The following is an 18,019-nucleotide window of genomic DNA, read 5'->3' on the forward strand; positions in this document are numbered from 1 at the left end:
CATCGACAGTGTTCGCCACGGTGGCCGGCGACGGCGTGGTGGCCGCGCGAACGATGAGGGGATTGGTAGCGATGATAGGCGTTAGCGTAGTCATGACAGTCCGTGTCTTGAAAGCTGAGTAGCGTTCAATTTAACCAAGACGCATCGGCATTGACAGCATTGAAGCCGAAATAAATAACAAAGATCCATGCCAAAAAACCGGCTCTTTGCCGTATTGCGCAGATCAGAACCGGTAAGTCACCTAACCGCCAAGACCATTGGCGCTGTTTTCATACCTGGCGTCGCAGGTCAGGCCACATGCTGGTGGGATCTGGCGAACCTTGATCGGTTCTTCTTTCAAGTCTGCCCGCGGTTTATTGAGCACGCGCCCGTGTAATCACGCTCAAGTCGCTGGTGGGATAGGTATCGTAATGACATGATGAAGGCCATTTAACGCATTCGGCCAAACTCAAATGAATAGCACCGTCGGGATGGGCCCCGAGGCAAGTCACGCGCCCAATCCCATCAAAGGCGGCGCAAGCGAGCTGGCCACCACTGGCTTGGGTAGAAACGAAGCGTTCACCGAGCGCGTGCTGGCCAGCATCAACGATTGCATCAAAGTCCTGGACCTGGACGCCCGCCTCACCTTCATGAGTGAAGGTGGCCAGAAAATCATGGAAGTCAGTGACTTCAACAGCATCCGCGGCTGCCCCTGGCCCGACTTCTGGCAGGACCAGGGAAACCTGGATGCCAAGGCCGCCGTGCAGGCTGCCGAAAACGGTGACAGCGCGAGCTTTATCGGCCCCGCCCAAACCTTGGCCGGCAACCTGAAATGGTGGCATGTGCAGGTCAGTCCGATCCTGGACAGCGACGGCCGGCCGGAGCAGATCCTCTGCGTCTCCCGTGATATCACCGCCCTGCGTGAAGCCGAAGAGTCACTGCGTAAACTCAATGAATCCCTGGAGCAGCGGGTGGTGGAGCGTACCCGTGATCGCGACCGTATCTGGCGTCTGTCGCCGGACCTGATGCTGGTCGCTCAGCTCGACGGTGTTATCTCTGCCGTCAACCCGGCCTGGACACGCATGCTCGGTCACACCGAACACGACCTGGTGGGCAGTCAATTGCTGGCCCTGGTGCACCCGGACGACCTGGCCGTCTCGTCATCGGCGGTCAGCCGCCTGGGAGATGGCAAGAACTTTCCCAACTTCAAGAATCGTTACCGCCACCAGGATGGCAGCTACCGCATGATCGCCTGGACCGCTGTGCCCGACAGCGACTACATCCACGCGGTCGGCCGTGATATCCAGGCCGAGGAAGAGGCCAAGGAAGCCTTGCGCTTGTCGGAAGACGCCCTGCGTCAATCACAGAAACTGGAAGCGATTGGCCAACTCACCGGCGGCGTCGCACACGATTTCAATAACCTGCTGACAGTGATCAAGTCCTGTGCCGACTTGCTCAAAACGCCTTCGCTGAGCGAAGTACGGCGCATCAAGTATGTGGAAGCCATCGCCAATACCGTGGACCGTGCCGCCCGCCTGACGGCGCAGCTGCTGACATTCGCCCGCCGCCAGGCCCTGCGCCCGGAAGTCTTCAACGTCGGCGACAGCGTATTACGGGTGGGCGAAATGATGGACAGCCTGACCGGTTCACGCATCAAGGTCACTATCGAGGTGCCGCAGAAACCGCGCTTTATCAACGCCGATGAAAGCCAGTTCGAGACCGCCCTGGTGAATATGGTGGTCAACGCACGCGATGCCATGGCTGGCAATGGCCAATTGTCGATCAAAGTGGCGACGGCCAACTGGCTCCCTTCGGTGCGTGCCCATCCGGTACGTATCGCCGACTACGTGACCATTGAGCTAAGCGATACCGGTTCAGGCATCGCGCCGGAAAAGCTCGACGCCATCTTCGAACCGTTCTACACCACCAAGGGCATCGGCCAGGGCACCGGCTTGGGGTTGTCACAGGTGTACGGTTTTGCCAAACAATCGGGGGGTGAAATCCTGGTGCAGAGCGAATGCGGCAAAGGCAGCCAGTTTGTTTTGTACTTGCCTGAAGTCGAGGCGGGCGTGACGTCAGCCACCCCGGAAAACCAGTGCGCCCCGATTGCTTGCGACTTGTGCGTGCTGATGGTCGAGGACAACGCCGACGTCGGCCTCTACACCTCGCAGACTCTGGAGCAAATGGGTTTTAAAGTGCTGTGGGTGCCCGACGCCAACAGTGCACTCGACGCCCTGGCGCCCAACCCGGAGAGCTTCCAAGTGGTGTTCTCCGACATCTCGATGCCAGGCATGAGCGGGCTGGAATTGCTCGACGCGATCGAAGCCCTCTACCCGTGGCTCCCCGTGGTACTGACCACAGGCTACAACGATGAATACGCACGCATCGCCCAGGAAGAAGCGCAACGCTTTGTGCTGCTGCAAAAACCCTATTCCACCGAGACGTTGGCAGTGCAGCTGCACAAAGTGGTCAAGAGCCGCCTGAACCTGATTCCACAAGACTGAGCCTGAGCCGCTTGTATAAACACGCCGATTAAACCGTTATTTCGCAACAATCAAAAACCTCGCACCACTCCGTTAATACGAAAGAACCCGCAAAGCCAACCCCATCAGGTGCCCACAGGGCACCTGCGCACCACCTTTGTGCATTTTTTTGCTGAATAACGCGGCATTCCTCACGTTTTACGTAATAAATCCTACAGACGATGTAACAAACCGTTTATTGATAACTCAAGTGCGGCAAGTCCCCGAGTTGATGGTTTGGCTCGATGGGCATGAATCGAGTGTATTTCTACGTTAAGGATGTCGAGTGCCGAATCAGCCCTCAACCAATCGCCCGTGTTGTATCCAGAAAATAGGCGCCGCCCTGCTCTGCCTGTGTGCGCTGCCGGTGGCCGCCGCCGAGGGACCGCAGCTCGGTCAGGAAGCCCTGCGCCTGCAGCAACAACAGCAGCGCGACTTGCAACAACTGCAACTCGAGCAACGCCAGCGGCAGATACAAAGAGGCAGTTTCGGCGCGCAACCGGCCACACCGGCCTTGCCTGAGGGGGTCGCCAAAGACCAACGCTGCTGGCCCTTGCGCGGTACACGCGTGGCCGGTGTGACCTTGTTCAGTAACGCTGAGCTGAACAAACACGTCGAACCCTATGTGGCCGCCTGCATGGGCGTCACCCAGATCAACCGCCTGTTGGCCGAGATTACCCGCCTGTACGTTGAGGCCGGCTACATCGCCAGCCGTCCGTACCTGATCAGCACGCCGGCCGCTGGGCACCCGCTGGATATTCACGTCGAAGAAGGCTACGTCGAAGCCGTCGAATTGACTGACCAGAGCTTGCCCGTGTCGTTACGCGGAGCGTTTCCCGGGATGCTCGGCAAGCCGCTGAACCTGCGCGACCTGGAACAAGGCCTGGACCAGCTCAATCGCCTGCGCTCGGTGGACCTCACCGCCGACATCGCCCCTGGCAGCGAACCTGGCGCATCGCGAATCATCCTGCACTCGCGCAGCACAGCCTCGCGTTGGGGGCTCGGACTGGGTGTGGATAACCTCGGCAGCGCCGGCACCGGCCGTGATCGCAATGCCATCAGCCTGAGCCTGGACAGCCCGTTGGAACTCAACGATTCGCTCAACCTGAGCTTCAGCGACACGCTCAATCACGGCCCGCGCTACAGCCGCAGCAACAGCCTGTTTTATTCCATCCCTTACGGCTACTGGACCTATAGCCTGTTCGCCAGCCATGCCGAATACCGCTCGCCCTTCAAGCTCAGCAGCGCCACGTTTTATAACAGCGGCCGCACCGATCAGGTCAGCTTGCGCACCGACCGGGTGTTGTGGCGCGACCAGGGCCATCAACTCAGCGCCAACCTGCAACTGGCCTACAAGGACGTCGACAGCTACCTGCAAAAGGTTCGCCTGGGCATCCAGAGCCCAACGCTGACCGTGGCCGAGGCCGGCGTGAATCTGTTCTGGCTCAACAGCGCGGTGTGGAACCTCGACGTCAATTACGCCCAAGGCCTGACCTGGTTCGGCGCCGATCGCGATGCCGACCACGTGCAGAAAAACCTGCCTCAGGCGCAATTCCACAAGTACCGCGCCAACCTGACTCAATGGCGCAACGGCCAATGGCTGGGCCAACCGTGGCAGTGGCAGAGCCAGCTGTCGGCGCAATACAGCCCGGACACGCTGCCCGCCATTGAACAACTGCTGGGCACCGACGACTCGGCCGTGCGTGGCTACCGCGAAAACAGCGCGTCGGGAGCCATCGGCGCGGTATGGCGCAACACCTTGCGCCTGCCGCTCAACAGCGACCTGGCGGTCAAGATCACGCCACGCCTGGGCCTGGACAACGGCTGGGTCAAACGCGAACACGGCGCCCAAGGCCAACGCCTGAGCGCTGCCAGTGCCGGGCTCAACCTGAGCTGGAAGAACGTGCAGCTCGACCTCGATTACCAACGCAACCTCAACACCCCCGCAGGTTTTGCCCAGGAGCCGGATGTGTGGCTGACGCGCCTGAGCCTGCAAATATGAGCCGATATCTGTTTAGCCTGAATTAACCGTAATCCCTGACCACCACAGCAGCGTTGCAACGAACAACGCACGTCGCGGATCAGCCAACACAGAGCGAAATTATTTATGCCGACTGACACACATACGTTTCACCTTTCACCTCAAGGCAGACTGCGCTGGGCCATCGCCAGCCTGTTTCTGCTGCCGCAACTGGTGGTGGCCGCAGGGTTGACCGTCGTCGAAGGGCCCGGCGGTACGCCGCAACTGCAAAACCAGGGGGGCGTGCCGATCATCAACATCGTCGCGCCGAATGCCGGTGGCCTGTCCCATAACCAGTTTCTGGACTACAACGTCGACCGCCAGGGCGTCGTGCTGAACAACGCCTTGCAGGCCGGCCAATCCCAACTCGCCGGGCAGTTGGCAGCCAACCCGCAGTTCCAGGGCCAGGCGGCAAGCGTGATCCTCAACGAAGTGATCAGCCGCAACGCCTCAACCCTCAACGGCGCCCAGGAGATTTTTGGCCGGGCGGCCGACTATGTGCTGGCCAACCCTAACGGCATCTCTGTCAACGGCGGCAGTTTCATCAACACCCCGAATGCCAGCCTGGTGGTGGGCCGCCCTGAACTCAACGACGGCAAGCTGCAAGCCTTGAACACCCGTGATGCCCGTGGCCAGCTGACGGTACAAGGCCAAGGCCTGCAAAACCGCGAGGGTTCGATCAACCTGATCGCGCCGCGCATCGACAGCGACGGTCGCCTGAGTGCGCGTGATCAATTGAACCTCACCGTCGGCCGCAACCAGGTCGACTACGCCAGCGGCCAGGTGCGCCAGGTAGACCCGGCCAGCAAAACCCAGGACCAGCGTATCGACGCCCGTCTGTTCGGGGCGATGCAGGCCGGGCGCATCAACATCGTCAGCACCGCCGACGGCGCCGGCGTGCGCGTGGGTGCCGTAAACGTGGAGGGGCGTGATGGGGTGAAGATCAGCTCGGCCGGCGACCTCGATATCAGCGGCCAAGTCCACGCCAACAGCCTCGACGCCACCCGCGCGAGCGTGCAAAGCCGCCAGGGCGATGTCGACGTGCACAGCGCCAAGGACCTGAGCCTGGCCGCCACCGATGTCAGCGCGCGCAACGTCAAACTCGACGCCGGCCGCAACCTGACGCTTGGCAGCCTGGAAAGCCGCAAGCTCCAGGAAAAGCGTGAACAGTGGGACAACAGCAACTTCCTGTTCACCTATGAAACCTATGACCGCACCACCACCGACAAGGACTCGCGCCAGCACGGCAACAAGGTCGTAGCGCAACAGGACGCAGCGCTGTCGTCCGGCGCCAAAACCGAGATCAAAGCGAGCAACGTGGAAGCGGGGGCTGCTTTACACGTCAACAGCGGCGCCGACCTTCAGGTGATCGCTGCCACCGAAACCCATGAAACGCGCGATCAGGGCAATCATCGCAAGCACCTGTGGAAAGCCAACTGGGACACCTCCAGCAGCGAACAGCGCAGCGTCACCAGCAGCCTCAAGGCCGGCAAGGCCCTGGAGCTGACCAGCCAGCAGAAACTGCAATTGCAAGGTGCCGAGCTGAAAACACCGGGTGACCTCCAATTGGCCGCCCGCCAAGTGGAGATCACCAGCGCCAGCCGCACTCAACGCAGCAGTAATACGGCGTACTCCGGCGACCTGACAGGTGGCAGCTTCTTCGGCAAAAACGGCGACGGGGATAAAGGCAAAACCTTGAACACCGGCAGCAAGGTCAACGCCGACGGCAAGCTGATCGTCAAGGCGGATGAAGTGCGCATCAGCGGCAGCCAGGCCCGTGGCGGCAAACAGGCCAGCGTGATCAGCGACAAAGGTTCGCTGGTGATCGACGGCGTACAAGACACGTCCCACGACAATAGCTACAGCAAGGACAGCAAATTCTTCGGCATCGCCAAGGATGAAAGCCGCCAGAACCTCAAGGACAGCACCGTGGTTGCCAGCAACCTGCGCTCGGACAGCAACCTCAAGCTGCAAAGCGCCAAGGACATCCACGTCAGCGGCTCACAGGTGTCCGCCGCTGGTGAACTGCAGGCGGATGCCAAGGGTGATATCAAGGTCACTGCTGCTGAAAACACCTCCCACAACACCACCAGCACCCACACCCGAGGCTTTGAGGGCTACGCCAGGGAAACCGCCGATGGCACCCGCCAGTACCGCGCGGGCGTGAGCTACGAAGACCAGCAACACACCAACAAGACCGACACCACGCAACAGCAGGCGTCCAGCCTCAGCGGCGTCAGCGTGGCCGTTACGGCCGGTGGCGACGTAAGCATCAAGGGCTCCGACCTCAAGGCCACCGAGGGCGATGCGACCTTGAGCGGCAAAAACGTCGAACTGCTGTCGGCCCATGACAGCACTCACAGCGACACCGACCAGACCACCATCGGCGGCGGCGTCTACTACACCGCAGGCCTTGACCGCGCCGGCAACGGCGCGCAGTTCAGCCACCAGAGCAGCAATGACACCCGCAGTACAACCACCGCGCAAACCAGCAACGTCGCGGCGGCCGGCAAACTGACCCTCAACGCCGGCAACACCCTCACCAGCCAGGGCGCGCAGGTGCAGGCCGGTGCCGAGTTAGTGGTCAATGCAGGTCAGGTCGATAACCAGGCGGCGCATAACAGCGAGACCAGCACCCACAAGGAGAACGGTTGGACCGCCGATGTCGGCGCCAATGTCGAATACAAAGGTGTCACCCGGCCTATCGAAAAAGCGATCGAAGGCATGGCCCAGGCCAAATTCCATCAGCCAGGTTTGCTCGATGCCTTCGAGCAACCCAATGTCGGACTGGATGTGGAAGTCGGTCATACCAGCAAAAGTCGCACACAGCAGGACAGCACGGCCGTGGTCAGCCAGTTCAGTGGTGCCACGGTGCAGGTCAATGTTGCCGGCAAGTTGCAGGATGAAGGCACTCAATACCGCGCCACCGATGGCGGCCTGAAGATCGATGCCGGCGAGCATGTCGCCACGGCGGCGGCCAATACCCACAGCAGCAGCGAGCAAGGCGTGGACGCCAAGGCGGGCGTGCGGGTCTACACCACCACCGGTGAAGACCTGAACCTACGCGGCAGCGGCACAGGCGGCAGCAGCGACGTGCGCCAAACCACCAGCACGGCGGTGGTCGGCAGCTACGCCGCCACCCAAGGCGTGAACATCGAGGCCAAGGGCGATGCACGTTATGAGGGCAGCCAGTTCAACGGTGGCCAGGCGGGCATCAACCTCAAGGCGGGGGGTGAGTTGGCGCTCAATCAGGCCAACGATACCCAGAGCGAAACCAGCAGCAGTCTGCGCGGCAATGGTTCATTGACCGTGGGCACGGCGCCAGGCGCGAACGGCACAAACGTCAACCTCGGTGCCGGTGTGCAGTTGGACCATAAGCAACTGGACACCCGCGACAGCCAGGCACGTGTCGCGACGCTTCAGGGCAGCGGGCCCATCGCACTCAGCAGCGGCGGCGACATGACCCTGCAAGGCACCCAGTTCGGCAGCAGCACCGCCAACACCGGCGATATCAACCTGACTTCCGGCGGCAAGCTGGACCTGCAGGCGGCAACCGACACCCACGTGAGTAACGGCAGCAACCTGGGCGGCGGCCTGACCGTCGGTGCCGGCAAGACCAGCAGTGCCGAAAGCAGCGGCAAGACCGGCAACCTGAGCGCCAACTTCAACATCGGCAAGGTCGCCGAAAACGATCAGACTGCAGTCGTTGGGCAGTTGCACAGCAACGGCAAGGTCAGCCTCGCCAGCGGCGCGGATGCGAAGGATGCCATCCACTTGCAAGGTACGCAGATCACCGCCGCCAACGTCAAACTCGACGCGCAAAAAGGCGGCGTCCTGCAAGAGTCGGCGCAGTCCACTCAGGCCCATGACAGCTGGGGCGTCACCCTCGGCGCGGGCGGCAGTGGCGGCAAGACCACCCTGGCCGATGCCGGTGAGCACGACACACCCAAGACCCAACTTGGCATCAATGCCCGGGCCAAGGTCGACGTGGATCACCTGCAAAGCACTGCGCAGCACGACAGCCTGATCAAGGCAGATAGCGTGACGATCAACAGTGCCGGCGATACCCACCTGGCTGGCGCACGGATCGAAGCGGGTCAGGTGAGCGGCAAGGTTGGCGGAGACTTGGTGGTCGAGAGTCGCCAGGACCACATCAGCAGTACTCAGGTCAATGTCGATGCCAAGCTCGACGTCGAGAAAAACCAGCCCGGCGTGGTCAACAAACTGGCCAAGACCACCGGGCCGCTCAAGGACAAGGTGCAAGCCAAGGCCGAGGGCGCCTTCGACAAGCACCGCGAAAAGCTGGAGAACGCCGTCGACAAGGGCACCGAACACCTCGCTTCAGCCAAGGAAAACGTGGCCAACGCCAAGGAGCGCCTGGGCGAGAAACTCACCCGTAGCGACAGCTACGACGTGAACCCGCAACCCCGTGGAGCGATCGGTACCCGCGTCGACAAGGCCAAGACGTACCTCGCGGACAAGAAGGATGCTTTGGGCTCTCACCTGTCCAACCTCAAGGATAAGGTTTGGCCAAAAACCAGTGACAGCGTTGCCGTCAGTGGCAAGAACACCCCTGGCAGCTCGGTGGCTGATACCGCAGAAAGCGTGCTGTTCGGTGACAAGAGCGGTAAAACCACCTACACCCCGACCTTGAACCTGGATGTCAGCCATGTCGCCAAAGACAGCGTCACTCAAGCGTCCGGTATCCGGGGTACTCAGGGCGTCAATCTGCAGGTGAGCGGTGAAACGCACCTGACCGGCGCACGGATCAGCGCGCCGGCAGGCAACGTCGATTTGGGCGGTTCCAAGGTGAAGGCAACGACGTTGGCAGGCAGCGATTATCGCGTCGATGTCGGGCTGAACGTTTCAAAATCACCGGTCAACCTGGTGCTGGGCGCCAAGGACGAATTAACCCAGAAACAGGACGACGCCACACGTAAGGATCAAGCCATCAACCTTGGGCCGCTGCGGGTAGGCGGGCACAGTGACAGCCAGCAATTGCAGGCGGGGATTGATCAGGACGTCAACTAAGCAGCAATGCCCCGGTGGAAAAGGTTAAGCCCGTTTTCACCGGGGTATACATTTCTAAATGTTTCTTCATAAAGCCAAACCGTCATTAAACAGACACATCCCAGGAATTAAATCGTCACGTCTTAGACAGGTGGACCTATCCACTTACCCCTTCCTTGAGGTGTTGTCGTGATGTTGCCGAGCAAAAAAAGTCTGTCCGTTTTGTTGACCGCCCTGTGCCTGAGCGGCGTGGCCCACGCCACTGACGTTACCGGTGCCGGGTCGAGCTTCGTCTACCCGGTGCTGTCCAAGTGGTCACAGGACTACAGCAAGAACTCCAGCAACCGCATCAACTACCAGTCAATCGGCTCCGGCGGCGGTATCGCCCAAATCAAGGCGGCCACCGTTGACTTTGGCGCCTCTGACGCGCCGCTGTCCGCCGATGAACTCAAAGCCGGCGGCCTGGGCCAGTTCCCCAGCGTGATTGGCGGCATCGTGCCGGTGATGAACGTCGAAGGTGTGGCCGCAGGCCAGTTGAAACTCGATGGTGACGTCCTGGCGAAGATCTTTCTCGGTGACATCAAGGCCTGGAACGACCCGGCAATTGCTGCGCTCAACCCCGGCTTGAACCTGCCGGTGGCGAACATCACCGTGGTGCACCGCTCCGACGGCTCGGGCACTTCGTACAACTTCACCAACTACCTGTCCAAAGTCAGCGAGAGCTGGAAAACCAAGATCGGCTTCGGCACCACCGTGCCTTGGCCGGTCGGCGTGGGTGGCAAGGGTAACGAAGGCGTTTCTGCCTACGTGAAGCAGATCAAAAACTCCATCGGCTTTGTGGAATACGCCTACGCCTTACAGAACAAGATGACGTACGCCCAGTTGAAGAATGCTTCGGGGAAGTTCGTCAAACCTGACGCCAAGGCGTTCCAGGCCGCCGCTGACACCGCCGACTGGGCCAACGCCAAAGACTTCAACCTGATCATGACCAACGCGCCAGGCGAAGGCGCGTGGCCAATTACGGCCACCACCTGGATCATCATGTACAAGCAGCCCAAGAACGCCGAGCAGAGCCAGGCGGCGTTCAGCTTCTTCAAGTGGTCACTGGAAAAAGGTCAGCAACAGGCAGCGGCACTGGACTACGTAGCATTGCCGGACTCTCTGGTGACGCGAATCGAAGGTTACTGGAAGTCTGACTTCACCAACTGATTCGCCCTATGACCGCCTTCCTCATTGGTTGAGGAAGGCGGTGAGCACATCTGATATGAACGAAAGCGTCCAAACCCTGGTTATGACAACTCACGCGGGCGACTCACGGAGCGACAGCCGCGCGGCCCGCGATCAACGCCACGATCTGTGGTTCAAACGCACACTGTTCGGCGCAGCCATGTTGGTCTTACTGCTGCTGGCAGCCATTGCAGCCTCGACGCTTTGGGGAGGCGCACTGGCGTTCAAGACCTTTGGTTTCGATTTCATCACCAGCACCGAGTGGAATGCGGTCAATAACCACTTTGGCGCCGTGGTGCCGATCTACGGCACCCTGGTGACCTCGTTTCTGGCCTTGCTGATTGCCGTCCCGGTCAGTTTCGGCATCGCGATTTTTCTCACGGAAGTCGCGCCGCCCTGGCTGAAGATGCCGGTCGCCTCAGCCATTGAATTGCTCGCTGGTATTCCATCGATCATCTATGGCATGTGGGGCCTGTTCGTTTTCGGGCCGTTTATGGCCGAACACCTGTCGCCCTTGATCAATGACTACCTGGGCGCCCTGCCCTTTGTCGGCTCGCTGTTCCAGGGCCCACCGCTGGGGATTGGCATGCTGACCGCCGGCATCGTGCTGGCGGTGATGATCATGCCGTTTATCACGTCGGTGATGCATGAGGTGTTTCGCAGTGTGCCGACACAGTTGAAAGAATCCGCCTACGCCTTGGGCAGCACCACGTGGGAAGTGGTGTGGGACATCGTCTTGCCCTACACCCGGTCGGCGGTGGTCGGCGGCATCTTTCTCGGCCTGGGTCGTGCCCTTGGCGAGACCATGGCCGTGACCTTCGTACTGGGTAACGCCCAGCAGTTTTCCGCCTCGTTGCTGATGCCCAGCAGTTCCATCGCGTCCGTCATCGCCAACGAGTTCAGCGAGGCCTACACCGACCTGCATCGCTCGGCGCTGATCGCCTTGGGCTTCCTGCTGTTTATCGTGACCTTCATCGTACTGGCATTGGCGCGGTTGATGCTGATGCGCCTGTCGCGTAAGGAAGGGCTATGAACGCGAACGAACGCCTTTATCGAACACGCGCGCTTAAAAACGGCGTGGCCATGTTCCTCAGTTGCGGCGCTACGGCCTTTGGCCTGCTGTGGCTGGCGTGGATTTTAGTGACGACCATCATCAACGGCTTCCAGGCGCTCAACCTGCGCCTGTTTACCCAGATGACCCCACCGCCCGGCACCGAAGGCGGCCTGGCCAATGCGTTTTATGGCAGCGCATTGATGTCCGCTATCGCGTTGCTGATCGGCACACCCATCGGGCTGATGGCGGGCATCTGGTTGGCAGAGTTCGCACGACACTCGCGCCTGGGAACTACCGTGCGGTTCATCAACGACATTCTGCTGTCCGCGCCGTCAATTGTGCTGGGGCTGTTCATCTACACCGGCGTCATCTTGCCGCTGAACCTGCTGACCAATCATCAGGTCGGCTTTTCTGCCATCGCGGGGGCATTGGCCTTGGCCCTGCTGGTAATTCCGGTGGTGGTACGCACCACCGATGAAATGCTCCAGCTACAACCCTCGACCATGCGCGAGGCGGCCCTGGCACTGGGTGTGCCGCAATGGAAGCTGACGCTGCAGATCGTGTTGAGGGCGGCCAAAGCCGGCGTGGTCACCGGCATCCTGCTCGCGCTGGCCAGGATTACCGGGGAAACGGCCCCGCTGCTGTTCACCGCCTTCGGCAATCAGTTCTGGAGCAGCAACCTGCTCAAGCCGATTGCCAGTGTGCCTGTGGTTATTTTCCAGTACGCCATGAGCCCGTTCGACGACTGGCATGCGCTCGCGTGGGCCGGTGCATTGGTCCTCACGCTGTTCGTGCTGGTACTCAGCCTGGCATCCCGCCTGATTCTTTTACGCAATAGGTCTCACTGATGGACGCCACCGGCATTGCTCACGAAAAAACCAAAATCCAGGTGCGCGGGTTGGAGTTTTTCTACAACAACCAACGCTCCCTGAAATCCATCGACATCGACATTCCGGAAAAGCGCATCACCGCCATCATCGGTCCCTCGGGCTGCGGCAAGTCCACCTTGCTGCGGGTGTTCAATCGCATCTACTCGATGTACCCCAAGCAAGAAGCGCGTGGCGAAGTGCTGCTCAATGGCGAAAACATCCTCGCCCCCGGCTACTCGATGAACCGCCTGCGCAGCCATGTGGGCATGGTGTTCCAGAAGCCCGTGCCGTTTCCAATGTCGATCTTCGACAACATCGCCTACGCGGTGCGCCATCATGAAAAATTGTCCCGGCGTGAAATGAATGACCGCGTCGAGCAAGCCTTGCGCGGCGGCGCCCTGTGGGATGAAGTGAAAGACAAACTCAACCAGAGCGCGCAGAGCCTCTCGGGTGGCCAGCAACAGCGACTGTGCATCGCGCGCACCATTGCCCTGCGACCGCAGGTGTTACTGCTGGACGAACCGACCTCAGCGCTCGACCCCATCTCGACCGGGCGTATCGAGCAGTTGATTACAGAGTTGAAGACGCAGTACACGGTGATCATCGTGACCCACAACATGCAGCAAGCCGCGCGGGTGTCGGACAACACCGCGTTCATGTTCATGGGGGAATTGATTGAGTATGGGAATACGGACGAGATCTTCACCAAGCCGCAGATGAAGCAGACGGAGGACTATATTACCGGGCGGTTTGGTTGAGCGGACGCCAATACTCTTTAACCAAAAAATCCGGAACGCCTCATTTGCGTGAGCCGTCCGGATTTTCTAAACCGCCATAAGGCGGTGGGAATAAAGTTTTACAGGCCCTTCGAAAACACTACCTATACTGCCAGCCGTCAGTTTGCGCCTAAGAGCCAACACCTTGCAAAGAGAACTCCAACTCCTTACCTATGCCCTGTTCTTTGACAATATGCTGTTTACCTACCGTCGAATTTTTATACCTGCCATACAGACCTGTGCTCATGATTTCACCCACCTTTACATCCCCCTTGTCATCAGTAGTAAAGGGTGCAAAAAAACTACCGCGGGTAGGCGCTATCTGCGAGCTTTTATTTATTTTCGCGCCGTATTGTTCGACGAAGCCAGCGTCACTACCCGCTAGCGCAACATTCTGATCGACGTGTATATCTTTGACATGTTGTTTTGGCCCAGGGTAATCAGGATCCGTAACATCCTGAACATAGGCGCTCAACATTCGCGGGGCTGCGGGGTCTCGTTCGACAGTAAGTTCATACTTATTGCCAAACTTAAAGTCCACCAAGGTGCTATTGCTCGCGCCTGTTACCCCATCAAATTCAGCACGCCCTTTGGGCGCATTGAAATGCGGGCCATATCCGGAAAAAATAATCAGCGCCTTGCCATCCCCTCGGGGTTGCATCCCGATATAGCCACGACCAAGGGCTGTACCTTTCTCAGTATTGACGCCGAACATCATCGCGTAGTAAATCCCTGCGTCCTTATCAGCCTTTTTTTGAAGACCTTCGTCGATAATGATAGGGAACGTAATGTTGCTCAACCCAGGGCGCGGAGCGGCAAGCGAGTACTTCACACCAAACAATCCGTTGGGGGATGTGAACTCTTTCTTCATTTCAAATTTTGGATCGCTTACTTTATCGAGCACTGAGGCATCGGAAATAAGCGGAGTACGCGAAGCACTGTCTTCAGATTTTTTTACCGTCACACTCGCTGGCGATTGTGTTGGCAGTTGAACATGTATTGCTTGTGGAGAAAGTTGCGAACGGTAGATATTCATAACAACCACAGCCCTCTTTTGGAACAGCCATCAATAGGCGTCAATGCAATGCCCGTTCATAGGCATGGTTATAAGGCCTCACACGCATCCATAGTGCTGACACCGATGAATGCCCTAGCGGTGTGAACGTCGTCATTGTCGGCTGTAAATAATTGCTGATTTCGATCAAGGCAACTGACGACTTGTACGCACATTTCACGATATGACAGTAAATGGCTGACACCAAACCGCGCTATCAGAAAGAGCGCTCGGACGGCGTGGACTTTTCCTAAAGCAGATAAGGTCTATAACTGACAATTGCGGGAGATATATCTGAGTTGCCCATCACTCAAGACATTCTATTGAAACCTCGCGTAGCGAACGCCGCGACGGCACGCCCCCTGCACCGGCTTTAGTGGTAACCCCTCACCCAGGCTCTACTTCTCAACCAAATCCCAGGCAAAAAAAAACCCGGAAATCCTCACTTGCGTGGGCCTTCCGGATTTTCTAAACCGCCAAAAATGGTGGGTCGTGTGGGATTCGAACCTACGACCAATTGGTTAAAAGCCAACTGCTCTACCAACTGAGCTAACGACCCGCTGTGTTGTGGCGCGTATAATACTGATTTCTAAGGATTATTCAACACCTTATTTGAAATAAATCAGAAATAACGCGTTGGGTCTGTAATTCCGGCCGTTTGGAAGCCTTCTGCACGCAGTCGGCAAGCGTCACATTTCCCACAAGCGCGGCCAGCATCGTCTGCCTGGTAGCAGGAAACAGTCAGCGCGTAATCCACGCCAAGTCCTACGCCAGCCTTCACAATGTCTGCCTTGCTCATGTTCTGCAGCGGGGCCTGGATACGAAAACTTTGCCCTTCCACACCAGCCTTGGTCGCCAGGTTGGCCATGCGCTCGAATGACTCGACGTACTCTGGACGGCAGTCCGGATAACCGTTGTAGTCCAGTGCATTGACGCCGATGAAGATGTCACGGGCATTCAATACTTCGGCCCAACCAAGGGCCAGCGACAGGAACACGGTATTGCGCGCCGGCACGTAGGTCAGCGGGATGCCTTCGCTGGGCGCCTCGGGCACATCGATGCTGCTGTCGGTAAGGGCCGAGCCGCCGATGCCATTGAGGTTGAGTCCGATCACTTTGTGCTCGACCACACTCAGGTCACGGGCGACACGCGCGGCGGCGTCCAGCTCGGCGCGGTGGCGTTGGCCGTAGTCGAAGCTCATGGTGTAGCAGCGGTAGCCTTGCGCCTGCGCCATGGCAACCATGGTGGCGGAGTCAAGGCCGCCGGACAGCAAGATGACGGCGCGTTTTTGATCCGTCATGTCAGCGCCCCGGCTCGTCATTCCACAGGTATTTATGCAACTGCAATTGCAGGCGTACCGGCAGGTTGTCCGCCACGACCCAGTCGGCCAGGTCGCGGGCGTTCAGGTCATGATGGCTCGGCGAGAACAGCACTTCGCCGGCACGGCGGTCGAGGCCGTATTGGATCAGCTTGGAAGCCGCCCAGTCATAATCGTCACGCGAACAGATCACGAACTTGACCTGATCGTTGGCCGTCAGCAGATCGATGTTCTCGTAAAGGTTACGGTGCGCTTCCTTGGAGCCTGGCGTCTTCAGATCGACCACTCGGCTTACGCGCGAATCCACAGCAGAGATGTCCAGGGCACCGCTGGTCTCCAGCGAGACTTCGTAACCGGCATCACACAGTTGCTTGAGCAACGGGATGGCATTGGGCTGGGCCAGAGGCTCGCCACCGGTCACACAGACGTAGCGCGGCTTGAAGCCGGCAACCTGCTCAAGGATATCGTCGAGAGTGCGCACAGTGCCGCCACTGAAAGCGTAGGCGCTGTCACAGTATTGGCAACGCAACGGGCAGCCGGTCAGCCGTACAAATACGGTGGGCAGGCCAGCGGTTCGCGTTTCACCCTGCAACGAGTAAAAAACTTCGGTAATACGTAATGTGTCTTGCATAGTCGCCACGGGCGTAACAGCTAAACAGGCTGTCCGCCTCCGTCAGGCACTTCAAGGGATTGCGCCAACGCGCCAACCCCGGGAAGCGTGTTTCATAAAAGGGCGTGGATTCTAACGAAAAAACCCGCGCCAGGCGCGGGTTTCTTCTAAACGGGCTACATCGCTTACAAGCGCTGCAGATCCCGCTGGGCCAACTGGGCAGCAGACGTACCCGGATATTGGGCAACCACTTGCTGCAGAATGCCTTTGACCTTATCGGTATGACCCAGGCGGCGCTCTACGTCAGCCAGTTTGTACAGCGAGTCAGGCACCTTGGCGTGCTTTGGGTACAGCTGGCTGACCTTGGCAAATGCCTGGCCCGCCGCTTGTAAATCACCCTTTGCCAGGTTCACCTCACCCAACCAGTACTGGGCATTGCCCGCGTATTGGCTGTTCGGGTATTTGCGCAGGAATGCGGTAAAAGCCTGGCTGGCCTTATCGAAATCCTTGGCTTTGATCAGGTCGAAGGCTGCATCGTAATACAGTTTTTCCTTCGCCGGATCACCCGGTTCGCTGCTGGCGGCAGGGGCTTGGCCAGCAGCCGCTGCCCCTGCTGCGGCACCACCGGCAGCAGCGCTTGGCGCGCCACCGGCAGAAGAATTATCAGGAGTTGCGGCAGGTGTTACGCCGGCTCCAATACGTCGATCAAGATCCTGGTAACGCTCCAGGCCTTCTTGCTTCAGCTGGTTCACTTGATTCTGCAGAACTTCAATGGTGCCTTGTTGCTGCGACAATTGATCCTGCATGCGTTGCAGCTGGTTGAACAGTTCGCCCTGTGCCGAGGGAGCGGACGTAGCCGCCCCCCCAGCATAGGCGCCGTTCGTGCCATAACCCGCTGGCGGATAACTGCTCCCGCTATTGTTATAGCCAGAGTTGCTATCTTCCACAGGAACCGCAGCCCACACCGCAAGCGGTGCGAAGCTGAGAGCCAATACAGTTAGAGCACGACGGCACGTTCGCATGACGAATTACTTACGCAGTTCGACGCGACGGTTTTGAGCCCAGGACTGCTCGTCGTGGCCAGTAGCAACTGGACGCTCTTTACCGTAGGAAACCAGTTCCAGTTGGCCCGGAGCAACACCTTGCAGTACCAGGTAGCGCTGAACGGCTTTCGCACGACGCTCGCCCAGTGCCATGTTGTACTCACGAGTACCACGTTCGTCGGTGTTACCTTCCAGAACAACGCGAGCGCCGTTAGCTTTCAGGTCCTTCGCGTGAACGTCCAGAGCGCGCATGGCTTCTGGCTTCAGGTCCGAACTGTCGTATTCGAAGTAGAAAGTGGTGATAGCGCGCAGAGCAGCTTCTTCGCTCAGGGAGCCGTCAACTGCACCAGTGTTAGCGCCGTAACCAGCGTTTGGATCAACAGCTGCGCCTTCACCGGCATTGTCGCCGCCTTTAGACGAGCAACCAACGGCTACGGACAGAGCCAGAGCCAGAGCAGCAAACTTACCAAACTTCAGCATTTCCATCGTGAAACTCCTAATGAACCCCAGTGTGTTAAGCAAATCTTTTTGTAGCGC

The 18,019-nt window shown here is 59.0% G+C and carries 12 protein-coding genes and 1 tRNA gene; 7 read left to right on the plus strand and 6 right to left on the minus strand.

Annotated features, from left to right (window positions below; genetic code table 11):
• Nucleotides 1-452 precede the first annotated feature (452 nt).
• From ACDZ94_RS01845 to pstB, 7 genes are all read left to right on the plus strand, one after another.
• Complete coding sequence (locus ACDZ94_RS01845; protein WP_432750996.1) at nucleotides 453-2,483, plus strand: PAS domain-containing protein; 2,031 nt, start codon at nucleotides 453-455, stop codon at nucleotides 2,481-2,483.
• 304 nt (nucleotides 2,484-2,787) lie between these two features.
• Nucleotides 2,788-4,503 carry a ShlB/FhaC/HecB family hemolysin secretion/activation protein gene (locus ACDZ94_RS01850; protein ID WP_064453915.1) on the plus strand — a complete coding sequence of 572 codons (1,716 nt, stop codon included), beginning with the start codon at nucleotides 2,788-2,790 and terminating at the stop codon, nucleotides 4,501-4,503.
• 105 nt (nucleotides 4,504-4,608) lie between these two features.
• On the plus strand, nucleotides 4,609-9,552 hold the full coding sequence (locus ACDZ94_RS01855) for a hemagglutinin repeat-containing protein (RefSeq protein WP_432750997.1): 4,944 nt from the start codon (nucleotides 4,609-4,611) through the stop codon (nucleotides 9,550-9,552).
• Nucleotides 9,553-9,723: 171 nt separating this feature from the next.
• The gene (gene pstS / locus ACDZ94_RS01860; protein WP_082895948.1) at nucleotides 9,724-10,740 is read left to right on the plus strand and encodes a phosphate ABC transporter substrate-binding protein PstS; all 1,017 of its coding nucleotides are present in this window, start codon (nucleotides 9,724-9,726) and stop codon (nucleotides 10,738-10,740) included.
• An 82-nt stretch (nucleotides 10,741-10,822) separates the two neighbouring features.
• Entirely contained in the window at nucleotides 10,823-11,791 is a 969-nt protein-coding gene (gene pstC / locus ACDZ94_RS01865) for a phosphate ABC transporter permease subunit PstC (RefSeq protein WP_432751479.1), read from the plus strand.
• Nucleotides 11,788-12,660, plus strand: coding sequence for a phosphate ABC transporter permease PstA (pstA, locus tag ACDZ94_RS01870; RefSeq protein WP_064453919.1), 873 nt, complete (start codon nucleotides 11,788-11,790; stop codon nucleotides 12,658-12,660). The genes pstC and pstA overlap by 4 nt, the downstream gene beginning before the upstream one ends.
• On the plus strand, nucleotides 12,660-13,439 hold the full coding sequence (gene pstB, locus ACDZ94_RS01875) for a phosphate ABC transporter ATP-binding protein PstB (RefSeq protein ID WP_064453920.1): 780 nt from the start codon (nucleotides 12,660-12,662) through the stop codon (nucleotides 13,437-13,439). The genes pstA and pstB overlap by 1 nt, the downstream gene beginning before the upstream one ends.
• A gap of 148 nt (nucleotides 13,440-13,587) precedes the next feature.
• On the opposite strand, the gene ACDZ94_RS01880 is transcribed toward pstB, so the two are convergent.
• The 6 genes from ACDZ94_RS01880 to pal all read right to left on the minus strand — a co-directional run bounded on the left by ACDZ94_RS01880 (nucleotide 13,588) and on the right by pal (nucleotide 17,968).
• Nucleotides 13,588-14,493: a hypothetical protein gene (locus ACDZ94_RS01880; protein WP_432750998.1), complete on the minus strand. Its 906-nt coding sequence runs from the start codon at nucleotides 14,491-14,493 to the stop codon at nucleotides 13,588-13,590.
• 501 nt (nucleotides 14,494-14,994) lie between these two features.
• A tRNA-Lys gene (locus ACDZ94_RS01885) sits at nucleotides 14,995-15,070 on the minus strand.
• A 63-nt stretch (nucleotides 15,071-15,133) separates the two neighbouring features.
• Nucleotides 15,134-15,811 (minus strand): 7-cyano-7-deazaguanine synthase QueC, encoded by a 678-nt coding sequence (gene queC, locus ACDZ94_RS01890; protein ID WP_064453921.1) that lies wholly within the window; start codon nucleotides 15,809-15,811, stop codon nucleotides 15,134-15,136.
• A gap of 1 nt (nucleotide 15,812) precedes the next feature.
• Nucleotides 15,813-16,460 carry a 7-carboxy-7-deazaguanine synthase QueE gene (gene queE, locus ACDZ94_RS01895; protein WP_053257751.1) on the minus strand — a complete coding sequence of 216 codons (648 nt, stop codon included), beginning with the start codon at nucleotides 16,458-16,460 and terminating at the stop codon, nucleotides 15,813-15,815.
• A gap of 164 nt (nucleotides 16,461-16,624) precedes the next feature.
• Nucleotides 16,625-17,461 carry a tol-pal system protein YbgF gene (gene ybgF / locus ACDZ94_RS01900; RefSeq protein WP_128589859.1) on the minus strand — a complete coding sequence of 279 codons (837 nt, stop codon included), beginning with the start codon at nucleotides 17,459-17,461 and terminating at the stop codon, nucleotides 16,625-16,627.
• Nucleotides 17,462-17,467: 6 nt separating this feature from the next.
• Entirely contained in the window at nucleotides 17,468-17,968 is a 501-nt protein-coding gene (pal, locus tag ACDZ94_RS01905; RefSeq protein WP_003209827.1) for a peptidoglycan-associated lipoprotein Pal, read from the minus strand.
• Between the last annotated feature and the right edge of the window lie 51 nt (nucleotides 17,969-18,019).

The organism is Pseudomonas sp. UBT, from assembly GCF_050915955.1.
GTDB lineage: Bacteria > Pseudomonadota > Gammaproteobacteria > Pseudomonadales > Pseudomonadaceae > Aquipseudomonas > Aquipseudomonas antarctica_A.

What these genes read in the sequence shown, in the direction of transcription:
- pstB (WP_064453920.1), top strand. Translation starts at nt 12,660, where the DNA reads ATGGACGCCACCGGCATTGCTCACGAAAAAACCAAAATCCAGGTGCGC.
- pstS (WP_082895948.1), top strand. Translation starts at nt 9,724, where the DNA reads ATGTTGCCGAGCAAAAAAAGTCTGTCCGTTTTGTTGACCGCCCTGTGC.
- ACDZ94_RS01855 (WP_432750997.1), top strand. Translation starts at nt 4,609, where the DNA reads ATGCCGACTGACACACATACGTTTCACCTTTCACCTCAAGGCAGACTG.
- pal (WP_003209827.1), bottom strand. Translation starts at nt 17,968, where the DNA reads ATGGAAATGCTGAAGTTTGGTAAGTTTGCTGCTCTGGCTCTGGCTCTG.
- pstA (WP_064453919.1), top strand. Translation starts at nt 11,788, where the DNA reads ATGAACGCGAACGAACGCCTTTATCGAACACGCGCGCTTAAAAACGGC.
- queE (WP_053257751.1), bottom strand. Translation starts at nt 16,460, where the DNA reads ATGCAAGACACATTACGTATTACCGAAGTTTTTTACTCGTTGCAGGGT.
- pstC (WP_432751479.1), top strand. Translation starts at nt 10,823, where the DNA reads ATGACAACTCACGCGGGCGACTCACGGAGCGACAGCCGCGCGGCCCGC.
- queC (WP_064453921.1), bottom strand. Translation starts at nt 15,811, where the DNA reads ATGACGGATCAAAAACGCGCCGTCATCTTGCTGTCCGGCGGCCTTGAC.
- ACDZ94_RS01845 (WP_432750996.1), top strand. Translation starts at nt 453, where the DNA reads ATGAATAGCACCGTCGGGATGGGCCCCGAGGCAAGTCACGCGCCCAAT.
- ybgF (WP_128589859.1), bottom strand. Translation starts at nt 17,461, where the DNA reads ATGCGAACGTGCCGTCGTGCTCTAACTGTATTGGCTCTCAGCTTCGCA.
- ACDZ94_RS01880 (WP_432750998.1), bottom strand. Translation starts at nt 14,493, where the DNA reads ATGAATATCTACCGTTCGCAACTTTCTCCACAAGCAATACATGTTCAA.